This is a genomic window from Microbulbifer sp. JSM ZJ756, from assembly GCF_044383805.1.
Lineage (GTDB): Bacteria > Pseudomonadota > Gammaproteobacteria > Pseudomonadales > Cellvibrionaceae > Microbulbifer > Microbulbifer zhoushanensis.
The window spans coordinates 57,539-75,468 of record NZ_JBISER010000010.1; the positions used below are offsets into that span (position 1 = coordinate 57,539).

The 17,930-nt window shown below is 61.7% G+C and carries 15 protein-coding genes; 10 read left to right on the top strand and 5 right to left on the bottom strand.

The window, feature by feature from the left end; translation table 11 throughout:
- Nucleotides 1-7 precede the first annotated feature (7 nt).
- Nucleotides 8-940: a universal stress protein gene (locus ACH6CX_RS15640; protein WP_233005792.1), complete on the top strand. Its 933-nt coding sequence runs from the start codon at nt 8-10 to the stop codon at nt 938-940.
- Nucleotides 941-1,036: 96 nt separating this feature from the next.
- On the opposite strand, the gene ACH6CX_RS15645 is transcribed toward ACH6CX_RS15640, so the two are convergent.
- Together ACH6CX_RS15645 and ACH6CX_RS15650 are read right to left on the bottom strand one after the other, a co-directional pair.
- Nucleotides 1,037-2,956 carry a DUF885 family protein gene (locus ACH6CX_RS15645; protein ID WP_233005791.1) on the bottom strand — a complete coding sequence of 640 codons (1,920 nt, stop codon included), beginning with the start codon at nt 2,954-2,956 and terminating at the stop codon, nt 1,037-1,039.
- A gap of 118 nt (nt 2,957-3,074) precedes the next feature.
- Nucleotides 3,075-3,656: a superoxide dismutase gene (locus tag ACH6CX_RS15650; RefSeq protein ID WP_233005790.1), complete on the bottom strand. Its 582-nt coding sequence runs from the start codon at nt 3,654-3,656 to the stop codon at nt 3,075-3,077.
- A 263-nt stretch (nt 3,657-3,919) separates the two neighbouring features.
- Between ACH6CX_RS15650 and ACH6CX_RS15655 the strand changes: the two genes are divergently transcribed.
- Complete coding sequence (locus ACH6CX_RS15655; protein ID WP_237064337.1) at nt 3,920-4,684, top strand: hypothetical protein; 765 nt, start codon at nt 3,920-3,922, stop codon at nt 4,682-4,684.
- A gap of 153 nt (nt 4,685-4,837) precedes the next feature.
- The gene (locus tag ACH6CX_RS15660; RefSeq protein ID WP_233005788.1) at nt 4,838-6,346 is read left to right on the top strand and encodes a fumarate hydratase; all 1,509 of its coding nucleotides are present in this window, start codon (nt 4,838-4,840) and stop codon (nt 6,344-6,346) included.
- Between the two features lie 170 nt (nt 6,347-6,516).
- On the opposite strand, the gene ACH6CX_RS15665 is transcribed toward ACH6CX_RS15660, so the two are convergent.
- Entirely contained in the window at nt 6,517-8,352 is a 1,836-nt protein-coding gene (locus tag ACH6CX_RS15665) for a DUF885 domain-containing protein (protein ID WP_233005787.1), read from the bottom strand.
- A gap of 292 nt (nt 8,353-8,644) precedes the next feature.
- On the opposite strand from ACH6CX_RS15665, the gene ACH6CX_RS15670 reads away from it, so the two are divergent.
- Nucleotides 8,645-8,989, top strand: a complete 345-nt coding sequence (locus ACH6CX_RS15670; protein ID WP_233005786.1) for a 4a-hydroxytetrahydrobiopterin dehydratase — start codon at nt 8,645-8,647, stop codon at nt 8,987-8,989.
- 119 nt (nt 8,990-9,108) lie between these two features.
- Nucleotides 9,109-9,339 (top strand): DUF1272 domain-containing protein, encoded by a 231-nt coding sequence (locus ACH6CX_RS15675; RefSeq protein WP_233005785.1) that lies wholly within the window; start codon nt 9,109-9,111, stop codon nt 9,337-9,339.
- Nucleotides 9,340-9,495: 156 nt separating this feature from the next.
- Here the strand turns inward: ACH6CX_RS15675 and ACH6CX_RS15680 are convergent, their stop codons facing one another.
- A complete protein-coding gene (locus ACH6CX_RS15680) occupies nt 9,496-10,257 on the bottom strand; it encodes a TlyA family RNA methyltransferase (RefSeq protein ID WP_233005784.1) in 762 nt (253 codons plus the stop codon).
- 108 nt (nt 10,258-10,365) lie between these two features.
- Between ACH6CX_RS15680 and nhaA the strand changes: the two genes are divergently transcribed.
- Nucleotides 10,366-11,832, top strand: coding sequence for a Na+/H+ antiporter NhaA (gene nhaA / locus ACH6CX_RS15685; protein WP_233005783.1), 1,467 nt, complete (start codon nt 10,366-10,368; stop codon nt 11,830-11,832).
- On the opposite strand, the gene ACH6CX_RS15690 is transcribed toward nhaA, so the two are convergent.
- On the bottom strand, nt 11,820-12,566 hold the full coding sequence (locus ACH6CX_RS15690) for a Mut7-C RNAse domain-containing protein (RefSeq protein WP_396675842.1): 747 nt from the start codon (nt 12,564-12,566) through the stop codon (nt 11,820-11,822). The two genes, nhaA and ACH6CX_RS15690, sit on opposite strands and share 13 nt — an antisense overlap.
- Nucleotides 12,567-12,748: 182 nt before the next feature.
- Here ACH6CX_RS15690 and ACH6CX_RS15695 point away from each other — a divergent pair, with 182 nt between their 5' ends.
- Genes ACH6CX_RS15695 through ACH6CX_RS15710 form a run of 4 tightly spaced genes read left to right on the top strand, consistent with a single transcriptional unit; the run spans nt 12,749 to nt 17,836 of the window.
- Nucleotides 12,749-13,918: a carbon-nitrogen hydrolase family protein gene (locus ACH6CX_RS15695; RefSeq protein ID WP_396675844.1), complete on the top strand. Its 1,170-nt coding sequence runs from the start codon at nt 12,749-12,751 to the stop codon at nt 13,916-13,918.
- 24 nt (nt 13,919-13,942) lie between these two features.
- Complete coding sequence (locus tag ACH6CX_RS15700; RefSeq protein WP_237064330.1) at nt 13,943-15,313, top strand: flavin monoamine oxidase family protein; 1,371 nt, start codon at nt 13,943-13,945, stop codon at nt 15,311-15,313.
- Complete coding sequence (locus ACH6CX_RS15705; protein ID WP_233005779.1) at nt 15,306-16,502, top strand: C69 family dipeptidase; 1,197 nt, start codon at nt 15,306-15,308, stop codon at nt 16,500-16,502. The genes ACH6CX_RS15700 and ACH6CX_RS15705 overlap by 8 nt, the downstream gene beginning before the upstream one ends.
- Complete coding sequence (locus ACH6CX_RS15710; protein ID WP_233005778.1) at nt 16,499-17,836, top strand: hypothetical protein; 1,338 nt, start codon at nt 16,499-16,501, stop codon at nt 17,834-17,836. The genes ACH6CX_RS15705 and ACH6CX_RS15710 overlap by 4 nt, the downstream gene beginning before the upstream one ends.
- Nucleotides 17,837-17,930 lie beyond the last annotated feature (94 nt).

The window sequence follows — 17,930 nt, forward strand, 5'->3', positions numbered from 1 at the left end:
CTCCAATATGCAGAATCTTCATAAAGTGCTATTTGTAAGCCACGCGGTCGACGAGCCCAATGAAGGGCTCCACCAGGCCGTCAGTCTCGTCAGGAGTAGTGGTGCGGAGCTACATATCATGGCGGTGTGTCCGGCGCTGCCGGAGGCGTTCGGTGACTATGCCGACGCTTATGGGGACGGCCTGGCGGCCCGCGTGAAATCCTCCCTGGATTCGGTGCTGGCGGATGAGGGCCTGGCTGCTGACGACCTCCCCGTTTCCCTGCAGGTAGAGTGCGGCAGCACGCCGGCCGAGCGGGTGATCCACCGGGTGATAGATGAAGACTTCGACATGGTGATCAAGAATGTCGAGGGGCGCAGCCAGCGCAAGGGTTTCAAGGCCATGGACATGGAGTTACTGCGCAAATGTCCCTGCCCGGTCTGGTTGTGCCGGCCGGTACACCACGGTCGCAGCGATATCCGGGTACTGGTGGCAATAGACCCGGAGTGCGAGCAGGGGCATGCCTATGACCTGGCCATCCGCCTGCTGCGGCTGTCACGCGCACTGGCCGATTCCTGGGAGGGCACCTTACATATCGTTTCGTGCTGGGATTACGATGTGGATGCTTACTTGCGCCAGAACTTCCCGCTTGACCTGCCGGATGCGGAGATAGACCGGGTGGTGGAACAGGCCGGCGCCAAACACCGTGCCAAGCTGGATGTACTGATCCGTGCGGCCGGGATCGGTGGCCCGATGGAAATACATCACACCATCGCCAATCCGGCGCGTTTTATCCCGTTGCTGGTGGAGGAGAAAAAATTCGACCTGCTGGTGATGGGTACCGTAGCCCGCACAGGCATCCCCGGTTTTATCATGGGCAATACGGCGGAAAACATCCTGCAGAAAATCAGCTGTTCCCTGCTGGCACTGAAGCCGGGGGATTTCAAGTCACCGGTGCACTGAAAGCTGCGGGGAAATCCGCCGTGGAAAGTCTTTGGGAGCAATAGCAATAAAAAAGGCGGGCCCGGGGGCCCGCCTTTTGTTCACCGCTCTAAGGTGTTACGACTGTGCCTTTACTTCTGCGACCCACTCGTCCACCAGCTCCTCGAGCACATCGAGGGGCACGGCGCCGTTGGCCAGTACCGTGTCATGGAAGCCGCGGATATCGAACTGGTCACCGAGTTCCCGCCTGGCCTTTTCACGCAGCTCGATAATCTTCAGCATGCCAATCTTGTAGGCAGTGGCCTGTCCGGGCATCACGATGTAGCGCTCGATCGCCTTGACCTGGTCTCCCTTGGGGTTGGGGGTGTTCTCTCCCAGGTACTCGATTGCCTCCTCGCGGGTCCACTTCTTGCTGTGGATGCCAGTGTCCACCACCAGGCGCGCGGCGCGCCACAGCTCCATGGCCAGGCGGCCAAAGTCGGAGTAGGGATCCTTGTAGAGGCCGATCTCCTTCGGCACCAGCTCGGAGTAGAGGCCCCAGCCCTCGGTGTAGGCGGTATAGCCACCGAACTTGCGGAACTTGGGAATGCCCTCCAGTTCCTGGGCGATGGACAGCTGCATGTGGTGGCCCGGGATACCTTCGTGATAGGCCAGCGCCTCCATCTGGTAGGTGGGCATGTCCGCAGTGTTGTATAGGTTGGCGTAGTAGATGCCCGGGCGCGAGCCGTCCGGTGCCGGGCGCTGGTAGAACGCCTTGCCTGCCGATTTCTCGCGGAAGGGTTCCACGGCCTTGACGACCAGGTCCGCTTCCGGCTTGGTGATGAACAATTCGTCCAGGCGGCCCTTCATGTTGTCGATGATTGCCGTGGCTTCCTTGAGGTAGCGCTTTTTCCCTTCCTCGGTATTCGGGTAGTAAAACTGCTCATCGGTGCGCATGAATTCGAAGAATTCCTGCAGGGTTCCGTCGAATTCCACCTGCTCCATGATCTCGCGCATTTCACCGTGAATACGCTCGACTTCGTCCAGGCCTTTCTGGTGGATTTCGTCGGCGGTCATGTCAGTGGTGGTATACACGTTCAGGCGATGTGCGTAGAAGTCATCGCCGTCCGGCAGTTTCCAGGCGCCGTCGTCTTTGGTGGCTTTTTTCTCCAGTTTACCCAGGTGGGCGATCAGCTTTTCATAAGCCGGCTGGGCGCTCTCCAGCAGGGCAGTTTGCGCCTGCTCCACCAGTGCCTGTTTCTTTTCTTCCGGAATTTCCAGCTTCTCAACCTTGCCCTTGAAGTCCTCAAACAGCGTGCTGTCTTCCCCGTCGGTGAAGGGGGCGCCGCTGATCAGGTTCTTGCCGTCGCTGATAACGTAGGGGAAAACGAACTTGGGTGGGATAACGCCGGCCTCGGCGCGTTCTTCCAGGTTGGCGATCAGCTGGTCAAAGTGACCGGGCAACGCGTTGAGGCGGGAGATGTAGGCCTCGGCATCCTCGACATCGTCGATACGGTGCTGGTTGATCAACAGGGATGCGACACCGGTGTGCACGGCATACATCTGGTTGACCGGGTAAGTGTGCAGTCGCCACTGGAAGCCCTCGATTTCCTCTTCCTTGTTGCGGACAGCCAGTTTCAGGCTCAGCGCGGTGGCATCGTCCAGTTGGCTGGAATCGATCTGTTTCAGTTCTTCCAGCTGGCGCTTCTGGATCTCCATGGTTTCCCGCTCGAATTCCGGCGAGAGATTGTCCCACTTGCCATAATCCTCATCATCGGTCTTGCCAAGGAAGGTCTTGAATTCCGGGCTGCGCTCCAGCAGCTCCTGGAAGTGGTCCTCAAACAGCTGGTTGGCCTTGGTTACCATCTCCTGGTTGACAGAAGAGTCGCTGGCGGATTCTGCTGCCGCGTCGGCAGTGTTGCCGTTGGGATTTGCGGTGCTGCTTTCGGCGGCTACCTCGGTTTCAGTGGTGGTGGGCTGGTTGTTTTCAGCCCGGTCACAGCCTGCCATTACCAGCGTGCTGATGGCAGCGGCAATCAGGGTCTTGTTGAACTGCATGTTTCGCATTCCCGTCCGATTGAAATAGTTATGGGGTTGAGCGGGGGACCGTTATGGGGTTTCCGGTCTCCAGAAAGTAAAAAAGCGGGCCGCCAGCCCGCTTTCTCGATCTCCCGGATCAGGCGAAGTTCTGGTTGACGAAGTCCCAGTTCACCAGGCTCCAGAACGCCTCCATGTACTTCGGACGGGCGTTGCGGTAGTCGATGTAGTAGGCGTGCTCCCAGACGTCACAAGTCAGCAGCGGGGTCTGGTCGGCCTCGGTCAGCGGGGTACCGGCATTGGAAGTGTTAACGATGGCCACGGAGCCGTCGCCTTTCTTCACCAGCCAGGTCCAGCCGGAGCCGAAGTTGTTCACAGCGCTGTTGGTGAACTCTTCCTTGAACTTGTCGAAGGAACCAAATGCCTTGTCGATGGCCTCAGCTACGGCACCGGAGGCGGCACCGCCACCGTTGGGGCTCAGGCAGTTCCAGTAGAAGGTGTGGTTCCAGATCTGCGCGGCATTATTGAACACGCCGCCGGAAGAGGACTTGATCACGTCTTCCAGGGATTTCTCTGCGTCGGCAGTGCCTTCCAGCAGGCCGTTCAGCTTGTCCACGTAGGTCTTGTGGTGCTTGCCGTAGTGATACTCCAGGGTTTCCTGGGAGATATGCGGTTCCAGGGCATCCATCGCGTAGGGGAGTTCGGGGAGAACGTGAGCCATGATTTCTTCCTTCCTTATGTCTCGGTTTGTGGATGAAGGCATTCTACACGCGCCGGATTGCAGAATTAACCCGGCATGTGGCTGACTACAGCGTATGGGGGCAAATACGGCGAAGACAAGTGGGTCAGCTAATCTTAAGCGGTAAACGCTTACTTTTTCGTCAATTTTTGGTATAACTGCCGCTGAAATCGACCAATCAATCCTCGTGTACGGGCCACTGGCCAGGTGCGCGAGCCAAACGCACGAATCGGGTATATCTAACGATGCAACGCAGAGAGCCGACCCTGGATGGCCGCGGTCCCGCCATAGACCCGGCAATGGACAACAAACCGATCGGTGGCGCCCCCCGTGGCAGCGCCCCGCAGCCGCCCGCTGACGATGAGGGTGGCTCCGGTGGCTCCTCAGTCCTGGCTGTTGTGGCCCTGATCCTGGCTCTCGCCGGCGTCGGCGGTGCGGGCTTCCTCTACACCCAGTGGCAGGACACCCGCTCGCAACTGGTGAGCGCGGAAGAGCGAATCGTGGAACTCGAGAAGCGTTTCGAAATGTCGGACGAGGAGTCAACGGCGTCCGTGGAGGTCCTGAATGCCCGGGTGAAGGAGAATTCCTCCGAGATCCGCAAGCTGTGGGGTGTTTCCCACGATACCAACCGCAAAAACATCGCCGCCAACAAGGCAGCGGCCGCCGCTGCCGCAAAGGACGCTGCTGCGGCCAAGAAGCAGGCCGCGCAGCTGGCCGGCAAGGTCAGTGGCCTGAGCGACAGCGTGAAGAAAATTGCTTCCGTGGAATTCGCCCTGTCCGAGCTGCGTGAGACCACTACCAGCAGCCAGCGCGACCTCAAGGACAAGCTCGCCAGCCTGGAGCGCCAGCTCAACTCGGTGCGCAGTGACCTGGGCGGCCGGGTGAGCGCCAACGAGGAGGCTGTTGAGTCCATCGACGCCTACCGCCGCTCCGTGAACAAGGACCTGGTACAGCTGCGCGACGCCATCCGCAGCCTGCAGTCTGGTGGCAGCACCGCCGGCATCCAGTAAGGCTTTGCCCCTCGCCGCGGCCCGGATTCCCCGGGCCGCGACTTCCCTGCTTTCCACTATTGCCGGCCATATCCTGTCCCCACGCCCCAATCGGGGAATTTGCCCGCAATTCGTGTAAAATCGCCCGCCTTGAGACGTAAACCGGAGACGGCCATGACCACTATCCGCCAGGATGACCTGATCGACAGCGTCGCGGATGCGCTGCAGTTTATTTCCTACTACCACCCGCAGGACTTTATCCAGGCCCTGAACCAGGCCTACGAGAAGGAGGCCAACCCGGCGGCGAAGGACGCCATGGCCCAGATCCTGATCAATTCCCGTATGTGTGCCCAGGGGCACCGCCCCATCTGCCAGGACACGGGTATCGTGACCGTAAAGCTGAAAGTGGGCATGAATGTGCAATGGGATGCGGACATGAGCGTGACCGACATGGTCAACGAGGGTGTGCGTCGAGCGTATAACAACCCGGACAACGTGCTGCGTGCCTCCATCCTCGAGGACCCGGACGGCGCCCGCAAGAATACCGGGGACAATACCCCGGCGGTGATCCATTACGAGATCGTTCCCGGCGATACCGTGGAAGTCTATGTGGCCGCCAAGGGTGGTGGCAGCGAGGCGAAGAGCAAGTTCGCCATGCTGAACCCGTCTGACTCGGTGGTCGACTGGGTGCTCAAGATGGTGCCGCAGATGGGTGCGGGCTGGTGCCCGCCGGGTATGCTCGGCATCGGTGTCGGCGGAACCGCCGAGAAAGCCATGCTGCTGGCCAAGGAGTCACTGCTGGATCCGATCGATATCCAGGACCTGCAGGAGCGGGGCGCTGCCAATCGCGCCGAGGAGCTGCGCCTCGAACTGTTCGACAAGGTCAACAAGCTGGGTATCGGTGCCCAGGGCCTGGGCGGCCTGACCACGGTGCTGGACGTGAAGGTAAAGGACTATCCCACCCACGCCGCCAACAAGGCGGTGGCAATCATCCCCAACTGCGCTGCCACCCGCCACGCCCATTTCACCCTGGATGGTTCCGGCGCAGCGCGGCAGGCCCCGCCGAAGCTGGAAGACTGGCCGGAGATCACCCGTGAGGCCGGCAGCAATACCCGCCGGGTCAACCTGGACGAGGTTACCCGCGAGGACGTGTTGAGCTGGCAGCCGGGCGAGACCCTGCTGCTGAACGGTAAGATGCTGACCGGCCGCGATGCGGCCCACAAGAAAATGGTCGATATCCTGGCAAAGGGTGAGTCCCTGCCGGTGGACCTGGCTGGTCGCTTCATCTATTACGTGGGCCCGGTGGACCCGGTGCGCGAGGAGGTAGTGGGTCCGGCTGGCCCCACCACGGCCACCCGTATGGACAAGTTCACCCGTACCATGCTGGAAGAGACCGGCCTGCTGGGCATGATCGGCAAGGCCGAGCGCGGCCCGACCGCCATCGAGGCCATCCGCGACAACAAGGCGGTTTACCTGATGGCCGTCGGTGGCGCCGCCTACCTGGTGGCCCAGGCGATCAAGGACGCGAAGGTGGTGGCCTTCCCGGAACTGGGTATGGAAGCGATCTACGAGTTCGAAGTGGAAGATATGCCTGTGACCGTGGCCGTGGACAGCCAGGGCGAGTCGGTGCACAACACCGGGCCGCTGGTCTGGAAGGCCAAGATCGAGGAGGGCGTGGTTTAATACTGCCCTGAGAGAACAAAGGCCGGGCCCCGCGAGGTGCCCGGCCTTTTTTGTTTGTGTAGCCGGCTTCCTGCCTGGCTATCCCCGGGCGCACACGAGGTGCGCCCCTGCGGTAAACTGGGGACGTGGCGGGATCCTTGTTATCGCCCGGCCCCGCACGGAATTCCCGCTCAGCTTTGCTGGTCCAGCTCGGCCAGCATCAGCTCCCGGATCACCGGCACTGGTGCATTGCCATAGCTGAGGAATTTCTCGTGAAATTCCTTGAGGTTGAAGTCGTCCCCGAGTTTCTCCTTCATTTCCTCGCGCAGGGCGAGGATGTCTGCATAGCCGGCGAAGTAGCTGGTGAGCTGCACCTGGCTCAGGGTTGCACGGCGCCACTTGCCCTTGGCCTCGGCTTTCTGCTGGAAGCCCTGGCGTACCAGTAGGTCCATGGCCCGTTCCTCGTCGATGCCCTTCACCTGGATCTCGTAGTCCAGGATGGTGTTGATGACCACGCGCAGGTTCCACTTGTAATACATCATCCACAGCTCCGGCGAGAAATCCCCGTAGCCGGCATCGAGCATCATGCGCTCTGTGTAAACGGCCCAGCCCTCGATCATGGCACCGTTGGCGAGAATGCTTTTGACGAGGCTGGGGGACTGGTTGGCATAGACCAGCTGGGTGTAGTGCCCGGGAATGGCCTCGTGGATATTGAGGATCTGCATCATGTAGGTGTTGTACTCGCGCAGGAAGCTCTCTGCTGCGTCATCCTCTAACTCCTCGATGGGCATGACGTTGTAGTAGGTATTGGCTTCCTTGTCGTAGGGTCCTGGCGCGTTGATGGAAGCCACGGAAAAACCGCGCATATACGGTGGGGTGGTGCGCACCACCAGCGGCTTGCTCTCGTCCAGGGTGAGCAGGTCTTTGTCCTTGACGAAGGCAACCAGTTCAGGGATCTGCTTCTCCACCTCGGCCTTGAAGGTCTCCTTGGTGGCGTGGTGTTGGGACAGCTCTTCCAGTACCGCGCGGATCTTTTCCAGGCGGTCCTCTGGCGGCTGCTGGTCGGGGAAATATTTTGGCCACAGCTCGTCGGCCAGTTCCGCCATCTTGTTGTGCAGCCGGTCCTTCTCTGCCAGGGCCCGCTGGTAGAGTTCGCTGGCCGTCATGCCGATCTGGATATCGTAAGCGAACTTCTGCTCGTAGAGTTCCTCGCCAATGCGGAAGTCCCTGTAGTCCTGGGTTTTCTCCAGTTCCGCGTGCAGGGTCTGCAGGTGGGTAATATAGCCCTCGATGGCCTCCCGGGCTGCTTCTGCTCGCTGGCGCAGCTCTTCTTTTTCTGCCTGTGCCAGGCCGCTTTCGGCAATTTTCTCCTCCAGTTCTTCAGCGAAAATTCCCTTGGCGCCCTCGTTCTGCTGGATGGCCAGCACCAGTTGCGGTGATGCCGGTTTATCCAGTGATGCCTCTGCTGCCTCGTAATAGGCCGGTACTTTCTCCAGCCGCTTGCTGAAGGTGCGCAGGCGCTCGTCCAGCGGGGCGTAATCGGTATTCAGGATCAGCGAGAACGCGTGGGAAACGTTGTAGTTGGCCGGGTTCCACTGGTGTGATTTGAACTCGGTTATCTCCCATACCAGTTTGTCGAGGAAGTTCTGGATCAATGCCAGGTCGCTGCGGGCACCGGGATCCAGCGCCTGGGTATCTATTTCAGCGAGCCGGGCCCGGTAGCTCTCGGCAAATTCCAGCAGGCGCTGGCGTTGCTGGTCGTCGGGAATAGCCAGCTGGTCCGCAACCGCATAGTAGCCCTCGCGCACAGCCCAGGATGGGTACAGCTGCCACAGCTGTTCAATCATTTTGTTCGATAAATCCGCAAATGCCTTATCGGCTGTGACCTGATCCTGCGTCGCGGTCTGCTGATGTTCGCCGGCTGTGGTCGCGGTGGCAGATTCGCTGCCATCGTACTGTTCAGCTTTGTCCGGTGTACACCCGCTGAACATCGCCAGCAGTGCCAGGGTGGTGAGTGAGCGTTTCATGGTCCCTCTCTTGGTCAAAGTATGCTTGGCAGGGAAATTAGCATATCTGCATCGGCATTTGTGCCCGAATGCCGGGGGGCATTAATCGTTTTTATTTGAATTAGTGGCGGGTGGATGCACCCGGCCTGTGGCGGCTGATTGCTCATTTTTTAGGACTCTGTCCCATCTGTGCGGGCAAAAACCACATACAATCCGGTTTTTTCCGGCGAGCTTGTCTAGGTCGGGGGCGGCGAGTAGAGTGGGATGCAATTCCAAGCATAACCAAAAAATTGAATCAGCAGAGGAACTCCCCATGACCGAACTTGCCGAACAGAAGTGTGAAGCCTGCCGTGCCGACGCACCCCTGGTAAGTGACGAGGAACTTGCACAACTGATACGCGAAATTCCCGACTGGACGCCTGTCACCCGTGACGGCGTGATGCAGCTGGAGCGTGTATTCAAGTTTCGCAATTTCAAGCAGGCCCTGGCCTTTACCAACCGCGTTGGCGAGATCGCGGAAGAGGTGGGGCATCATCCGGCACTGCTCACCGAGTGGGGCAAGGTGACCGTGACCTGGTGGAGCCACGAGGCCGGTGGCTTGCACAAGAATGATTTTATTATGGCCGCACGCACCGATAAGCAGCTCGAGACAGAGTAAGCGCCACCCGACTGGCGGTCTCCAGCGCCGGCAGGTGGATTCATACGCGGATACGTCCGCGTGGGAGCGACCTGCCCGGTGGCCTGCGGTGTTTGTAAATGCAAGGATCTGGAACCGCCATGTTGAAAATGAAGCAGAGTTGCGAGCGCTGTGGTGCATCGCTGGGACTGACCGATCGGGCCTATATCTGCTCTTTTGAGTGCACTTACTGCCCCGATTGCTACGAGCAGCTGGGCCACACCTGTGTGAACTGCCAGGGTGTACTCACCGCGCGCCCGCCGCGCAAATCCTCCCCTACGGAAGCCGCATCCCCGCGGTTCAAGGCCAAGCTCGAGAAGATCCTCGGCTAGTGGGTCGCACGCAAAGTCCGGCAACAGGTCGCCTCGCCGACTCGCCCGGCTATGTGTTGAAAAAGCTTTAAATAACGCTGCTATTCCAGCGCTTTCTCGCCTTGAGCTGATCGATTTGGCTGTGCTTCTTTGTTGCCGGGCTTCACCAGCGGCCCACTAGCCAGTTGCTCGCTGGGCCCAGAGTAAAAACTCCCGGTTGCCGTCGCCGCCCCTGATGGGGCTCTCGATATAGTCGCGGACCTGCAGCCCCAGTGTTTCGCAGAGGTTAGTGATTTTCTCCTGCACCCGCGGGTACAGGGACGGATCCTTTACCAGGCCCCCCTTGCCGATATTGTCGGCACCAACCTCGAACTGCGGCTTGACCAGGCTGAGCAGTTGCCCGCCGGGGCGGAGCAGTGGTGGCAGGCGGGGCAGGATCAGGGCTTGGGAAATAAAGGAAACATCCATTACCACCGCGTCAAACCCGGTCTCGCCGTATGGCGCCAGTTGGCCCGGTTCCAGGTGCCGGGCATTGATGCCCTCGAACAGCTTCATGCGCGGCTCCTCCCGCAGGCGCTGTGCCAGCTGGTCGCGCCCCACGTCTACTCCCACCACCAGGTCTGCGCCCCGCTGCAGCAGGCAGTCGCTGAAACCGCCAGTGGAGCACCCTACGTCCAGTGCCCGCCAGCCCTTTGGGTCGAGGCCGGTATGGTCGAGGATCGCAGCCAGCTTCAGGCCTGCGCGGGACACATAGCGGTCCTCGGGCAGGGGTTCCACCTGCAGTCGCTGGTCCTCCGGGACCGACTGGCCGGCCTTCTGCGCCGGGCGCCATCCCTGTCCTGTATCCAGTAGCACCCTGCCGCTGTCGATCAGTTTCTTGGCGTGGGTGCGGGAATTGGCCAGCTTCAGCTGTACGAGTAACTGATCCAGACGGGTCATGAATGGCACTATAGTTCTTTCTGTAGTGGATGACGTAGGCGTCATGCTACTCTCTGCGCCCGTTGTGTAGAAGCTCTATGCTTAAAAGATGAAGGAGACCACCGGCTGATGGCGAAAAGCGTTCTGGGCAAGTTCAGGGTTCGTAAGGGCAAGGTTTTTGAGGCGCCGCTCGAGAGCGCCTTCGGACGCCTGGTCACGCCCTTTGAGGAGTTTATCCACCGCCAGAGCAGCAGTGGCCTGCTCCTGATCACCTGCGCGATTATCGCCCTGATTATCGCGAACTCCCCGCTGCAGGAGGCTTACAAGCATATCCTGCACATGCCCGTCAGTATCAACGCAGGTGACTGGAGTTTCTCCCTCAGTGTGCACCACTGGATCAACGAAGGCCTGATGACGATCTTCTTTTTCCTGGTGGGGCTGGAGCTCAAGCGGGAGTTCCTTGTCGGTGAGCTGTCGGAGCTGAAGCAGGCGGTGCTGCCAGTCCTGGCCGCCATTGGTGGCATGGTGGTGCCGGCGCTGATCTACGCCTCCCTGAACAGTGGGACCGAGGGCGCGCGGGGCTGGGGTATCCCCATGGCCACGGATATCGCCTTTGCCGTGGGCTGTATTGCCCTGCTGGGCAATCGGGTGCCGCGCTCGGTGGTGACTTTCCTGGTGGCCCTGGCCATCGTCGACGACCTGGGCGCCATCCTGGTGATCGCCATCTGGTATACCGAGAGCGTCAATATGACCGCCCTGATGGCCTCGGGCCTGCTGGTGGTGATCATGTGGTTGCTGAAGTTTGCCGGGGTACGGCGCTCGCCGGCCTACATTTTCGTGGGGGTACTGCTCTGGTACGAGCTGTATGTCACCGGCGTGCACGCGACCCTGGCGGGGGTGATTACGGCGATGGCACTGCCGGCAAAGCCCAAGTATGACCCGGTGGCGTTCAGTACCTTCGTCAAGGACATCATTCGAAGCTTTGACCGCTGCTTCCGGCCCGGTGACAAGATTATCGCCAACGATGCCCTGCGGGCCCGGGTCATGGCTCTGGGTAATGGCGTCAACCTGGCCCAGTCGCCGCTGCAGCGGATGGAGACCCGCCTGCACACCCCGGTGGCTTTCCTGGTAATCCCGATCTTTGCGCTGGCCAATGCGGGAATCCCGGTCGACAGCTTCACGAGCTCGGATGCAGTGCTTAATCCCATCACCCAGGGGGTGATCCTGGGACTGGTGTTCGGCAAGCTGGTGGGTATTGTCGGCGCCACCTGGATCGGCTGGAAGCTGGGGCTGGGCCGGCTGCCCCGTGCTGCCAGTTTCCACCACATCATCGGGGTGGCACTGCTGGGGGGTATCGGTTTCACCATGTCGATCTTCATCGCCGAGCTTGCGTTTTACGGCGAAGATGAGTTGCTGGTGCAGGCCAAGGCCGGCGTGCTGCTGGCGTCAGTGGTGGCCGGTGTCGCGGGCTACCTGGTATTGCGCAAGGCGCCGGTGTCCGACGAGCTCAGTACACTTACCGATACAGACGAGGGTGAGGAAATGACGCCAGCCGAGGCCGCCGAGCCGGGCGGTGCCGGGGATCAGGGGCGCTGATCGGGAACGCCGCTGCCGCGGATCTCACCGACCAGCCGCTGCAGGCGCTGGAAGTGGCTGCCTTTCCAGTAAATGCGGCGGCAATCCCCGCACTGCAGGAAATCACCGTAGTAGCGCCGGGTGCGCGGTTGCAGGTATTCCTCGATCGCCTGCCTGGCGACCGGCGATAGCAGCCCGTTGCAAACCATGCAGCGAGTGAAAGGGCGCAGCATGCTGGCCAGCCGGAAATGCCCTGCCACCTCGTGCAGTTGCCGGCGTGGCCGGGTGGCTCGCACATAGTAGCCACGGCGCAGTGCCTTCCGTTTCAGCAGGTCGCGGTCGCGGGTCAGCAGGGTGCGGTCCTGCTCCAGGGAAATCTCCAGCAATTGCCGGTCGTGGTAATTGCCCTCAAACAGGCTGTCGAAGCCCAGCAGGCGCAGGTAGCGGGCCAGCCGGCCCAGGTGGCAGTCCAGCACAAAGGCGGGCTCCGGGAGGGGCGGCGGCACCAGCCTGTATTCGTTGCCTGCCTGTGGATAGACCTGCACCTGGTCGCCATCCTCCAGCTGGTAGCCGAACCCCACCACCTGGCCGCCCACCACGATCCTGTCCACTTCCACATGGGGTACGCCCAGGCTCTCGATAGCGTCCTTGACCGCGCCCGGGTAGTCCCGCTCCAGCAGGATCGGGCGACCCCGCCGGTGAGCCGGCAGGAAATCCTCCAGGCTGGCAGAGAATTCGAACTGGGTGCGGACCATGGTATGGGGGTTTCCGGGACGGTCACCACGAGTGTAGTCTGGGGACGGTGATCCCGTTGATGCGGCCAGGTTGGCAAACGGGGTGCCAGTTATCGTCCAGCGGTGGTACATTGGTCCTTATTTGGCATCATTTGCCTGCCCGGTAAACCTGCTCCGCTGCTGCGGCAGGCGACTAAAAAATAATGACAAGAAAACGATTGCTGTCACTGTTCTTCGTCCTTGCGATCCCGGTACTGCTCGCCCAGCTACCGGCCGTCCCTCCTGTGGAGGGTGCCGCCGGGCCAGCGCCGCCAGTGCTGGAAAAACTCAATGCACCCGTCGCCGGGGCGGCCAACCTCGTGTCCATCCAGCCCTGGTTGCAGCCAGCCGATTACATTGATGGGGCTCAGCTGCACCGCAAGCTGCATGGCTACCTGGCCCGGGCCGATCGGGAGGGCTGGCTCGGCCCGCGCACCGTAGTGGTATTCCCGGAGCATATCGGCACCTGGCTGGTGGCCTCCGGGGAGGGGTTGCTCACTTTCCGTGCAGGCGGTACTGCCTCTGCCATGGTATGGGCGGCGCTGGGTAACCTGCCCACATTTTCCAGCGCTCTCTATCGGGAAGTGGCCGCAGGCGACACGGCAGATCCCTTTGCCGCAGCCCTGTTCAACGCCAAGGCGGAGGTTATGGCCAGTGAATACCAGGAGGTATTTTCCGGGCTCGCCACAAAGTTTGGGGTGACGGTCGTTGCCGGGTCCATCGTGCTGCCGGACCCCGCCGTCGATGGGCAGTCGATCCAGCCCGGTGACGGCCCGCTGTACAACAGTAGTTTCGTATTCGACGCCGGTGGGGATATCCATGGTCCGGTGCGCAAAGTCTACCCGATTGAGAGCGAACTCCCCTTTACGCGTCCCTCCCGGGCACCACTGCCGGTATTTGATACCCCGGCCGGTCGCCTGGCCGTCCTGGTCTGCGCTGACAGCTGGTACCCGGATACCTGGGCCCAGGTGTCCGGGGCGGATGTCGTCGCGGTGCCATCGTTTTCCACGCCCAGTGGCATATGGGCACAACCCTGGCAGGGCTATAACGGCGCGGGCGCGCCGCAAGACGTAGACCCCGGGGATGTGGGTCATATCAGCGAGGGCGAAGCCTGGTACCGCTACGCCCTGGCTGGTCGCGGCCGGCACCTGCGCGGGGGCATCAATACTTTCCTGCGGGGCGACCTGTGGGACCTGGGGGATGACGGTCGTACCACAGCCGTGGTGCACGGGCGCGTGCTACAGGGAGCACAGCGGGATGGTGCGGTAATTTCCAGCATCTGGCTGCCACCGCCAGGCCGCAGTGGGCTTACCCCGGAAATGGCAGAACAATAACAGCGTTTGGGCAGGAGAAGCGCGATGGAAGAAGTCGATGTGGCAATTCTCGGGGGCGGTATTTCCGGGCTGCAGGCCGCCCGCCTGTTGCACCGGGATTATTCGGTGCGCGTGCTCGAGGCACGCGACCGGGTAGGGGGGCGGCTGCTCAACCATGTTTTTGCCAATGGCGACACGGTGGACCTGGGTGGCCAGTGGCTCGGCCCGGGCCAGGAACGGATGTATCGCCTGGTAGAGGAGCTGGGGGCGGTGACCTGGCCCCTGCATGACGAGGGCGACAACCTGCTGTTCCTGGACCGGGGGGCGCGCCGCTACCGCGGTACTGTCCCGCGGATCAATCCGTTCGCCATGGTGGACCTGGGTATGGCCATGGCCCGCTTCGAGAAAATGGCCCGTTCCATCGATCCCTCCACCCCCTGGGCCCATCGCCAGGCAGCCCACTGGGATGGCATGACACTGCAGACCTGGATCCGGCAGAACTGCCGGACCCGCACCGCCCGGCGCCTGTTTGCTGTGGCGGTGGGCGCGGTCTTTGCTGCCGAGCCCGGCGATATCTCCCTGTTGCATGCCCTGTTTTACGCGCGTTCCGGGGATTCCCTGGAGAAGCTGTTGGCAGTGACCGGCGGCGCCCAGCAGGACCGGGTGCGCGGGGGGACGGCCGGCCTGTGCGAGCGCATGGCAGCGGGGTTGGGGCCAAGTGTGCGGCTCAACAGCCCGGTCGAGAGTATTAGCCGGACCGCGGACCAGCGCCTGCAGGTGCATTACCGCGGGGGCGCAATCCTCTGCCGGCGACTGATCATCGCCATTCCCCCCAACCAGGCCCTGCGCATCCGCTTTGAGCCGGAATTGCCGGCCTGGCGTGACCAGGCGCTGCAAAGAATGCCGGCAGGAGCCTGTATCAAGTGTATCGCCCGTTACGACCGGCCCTTCTGGCGCGATTCACAATTGTCCGGCCAGGTGACCAGTACCCGGGGGCCGGTGCGGGTGACATTCGATAACTCCGAGCCGGGAAGGGATTCCGGCCTGCTCATGGGATTCCTCGAGGGCGATGCCGCACGACATTACAGCGCTATGGCACCCGATGAACGCCGGCAGGTTGTGCTGGACTGTTTTGCCGGCTTTTTCGGCGAGCGGGCTCGTTCACCGGAGGAATATATCGACAAGGACTGGAGCAGCGAGCCCTGGACCCGCGGGTGCTACGCCGCTTATTTCCCCCCGGGCGCATGGACCCGCCACGGTGAGCGCCTGCGGGAACCGAACGGAAACATTCACTGGGCCGGTACCGAGTTCGCCACGCGCTGGTACGGCTATATGGAGGGTGCCCTGGAGTCCGCCGAGCGGGCTGTGCGCGAAGTGAAGTGGATGATGCTGCCAGCCGGGGCCGAACATGTGTGACACGCTGGTGTACCGCGCTGGCGACACCACCTGGCTGGCCAAGAACAGCGACCGCGACCCCCTGGAGGCGCAGCGGGTTGAAGTAATCCCGGCAGTGCGCGGCGACAGTGCTTCAGTTCTCCGCTGTACCTGGCTTGAGATCCCGCAGGTGCCTGATCGCTATGCTTGCGTAGTTGGCCGGCCGGCATGGATGTGGGGCGCGGAGATGGGGGTGAATGAATGTGGTGTAGCCATTGGTAACGAGGCCATTTTCTCCCGGCGGGTAAAGCGTGCCGGTGTGGCCCTGCTGGGGATGGACCTGGTGCGCCTGGCCCTGGAACGGGCCGACAGCGCCGCAGCGGCGCTGCGGGTCATCGTCGACCTGTTGCGGGAATTCGGGCAGGGCGGCCCCGCCGGTTTCAGCCAGGGGGAATCGCGACGTAATGTGCGTTATGACAACAGTTTCCTGATTGCCGACAGGACGGAAACCTGGAAGCTGGAAACTGCCGGGCGCGAATGGGTGGCCCGGCGGGTAAAAAAGTATGACGCCATCTCCAACGGGCTGACCATTGGCAGTGATTACGAACTTGCCAGCGAGGCGGTTCGCGAACGGGGCGGCCGTTTTGATCGTGACAACGACACCCGCCTGCTGCCTTTTTTCGGCGCCACACGCCGTCGGCGCGGCGCCGCATTGCAGGCGCTGAATGCGCTCGAGGCGGATAGTGTTGGCTTTGCGGATTTTGCCGGTATCCTTCGCCAGCATCGATACCGGCAGCCTGGTGGCAACGCGGACCTGTGCATGCATGCGGCACCATCCGGGTCCCTGCTTCCCTGGCTGCGGCCATCACAGACTGCCAACGCCATGATTGTCGCGCTGGGGCAGGGCGCTCCGCGGATTGCCTTTACCGGAACTGCGCTGACATGCAGCAGCCTGTTCAAGCCGGTAGGCTTTGCCGGGTGCTGGTACGTATGTGAGCGCGACGGCTGGGAGCGGCACCGGGCGTGGTGCGCGCAGTGGATCGATCGTGAGCCCGTTCGTCGCCGGGAACTACAGCCCCAGCTGGAGGAGGCCGAGCGGGCTGTCTTTGCCGCCCTCGAACGCGGCGATAATCGTGTGGCGGACCAGAGGGCACGCTACTGGTCCGAAAGAGTTTTTACCGGGAAACCACTTCCGGAAAACCGTGGATACATCATGCAGGAGCACTCATGACCATTCGCAACCTGGCTTGCTTCATTTTATTTTCTCTCCTGACCCTGGCTGGCTGCGGTGAGCGACCGGCAGAGAGCGCGGGCGACCAACCCGTGTCAGAACCTGGCGGGGAGAGCCGGGTGGATATAGACCGGTTGGCGCGAGAGTACGTAAAGCTGGTGCTGGAACTGGGCAACCACGACAAAAGCTATGTCGATGCCTATTACGGCCCCGAGGCGCTGCGCACCGAGGCGGAATCCAGTGATGCCAGTGCCGCCGAGCTGGCCGAGCGGGCCGCAGAGCTGATCGACCAGTTACCGGGGGATATCGAGCCGGGCGACGATATGGACACACTGCGGCAGCACTACCTGAAAACCCAGTTGCGCGCGCTCCGGGCACATGCCGAAACACTGGCGGGCGCACGTGAGCGGACCTTTGAAAGTGATGCCCGGCAGCTCTACGACACCCGGCCGCCGAAACGCGAGCTGGCCGAGTTCGAGCCGGTGCTGGCGGAACTGGAGAAAATACTACCGGGAGATCAACCACTGCATCTCCGTGTCAAAGAGTTCAAGGAGCGGTTCGCAATCCCCGCAGACAAGCTGCCGGCGGTATTCGATGCGGCCATCGATGCCTGCCGTGAGCGGACCCGGCAGTATATCGAGCTGCCGGAAAACGAGGATTTCAAGCTGGAATATGTCACCGACAAGCCCTGGAGCGGCTACAACTGGTACCAGGGGGACGCCCACAGCCTGATCCAGGTAAATACCGAGCTGCCGGTGATGATCGACCGCGCTGTCGACCTGGGTTGCCACGAGGGTTACCCGGGCCACCACACCTACAATGCCCTGCTGGAGCAGTCGCTGGTAAAGGACCGTGGCTGGATTGAATACAGTGTCTACCCGCTGTTCAGCCCGCAGTCCCTGATTGCCGAGGGCAGCGCCAACTACGGTATCGAGCTGGCTTTCCCGGGCGGGGAAAAACTGGGGTTTGAAAAGAGTGTGCTCTACCCCCTGGCGGGGCTGGACCCGGCAGATGCGAAAAAATATGCCCGGGTGCTGGAGCTCCAGGAGCAGCTGGGCTTTGCCGAGAATGAGATCGCGCGCCAGTATATCGACGGCGAGATCGATGGTGGGAAAGTCGTGGAACTGTTCCAGGCCTATGGCCTGCGCAGCCCCGAGCGCGCCGCCCAGCGCAAGCGCTTTGTCGACACCTATGGTGCCTACGTAATCAATTATAACTGGGGCAAACAGCTGGTGGCTGACTATGTGGAGCAGGCCGGCTCCCCGGAAGAACGCTGGCAACGGTTTGCGACCCTTCTGTCCTCACCGCGACTGCCATCCTCGCTGGACTGGTAACAGCGAGCAGTCATCAGCGGTGGACTGCGCCCCAGCCCGTGGCAGCCTGGAACGGGACCTCCATAAGGGCGCCGCTACCGCTGTGCATCCGGGT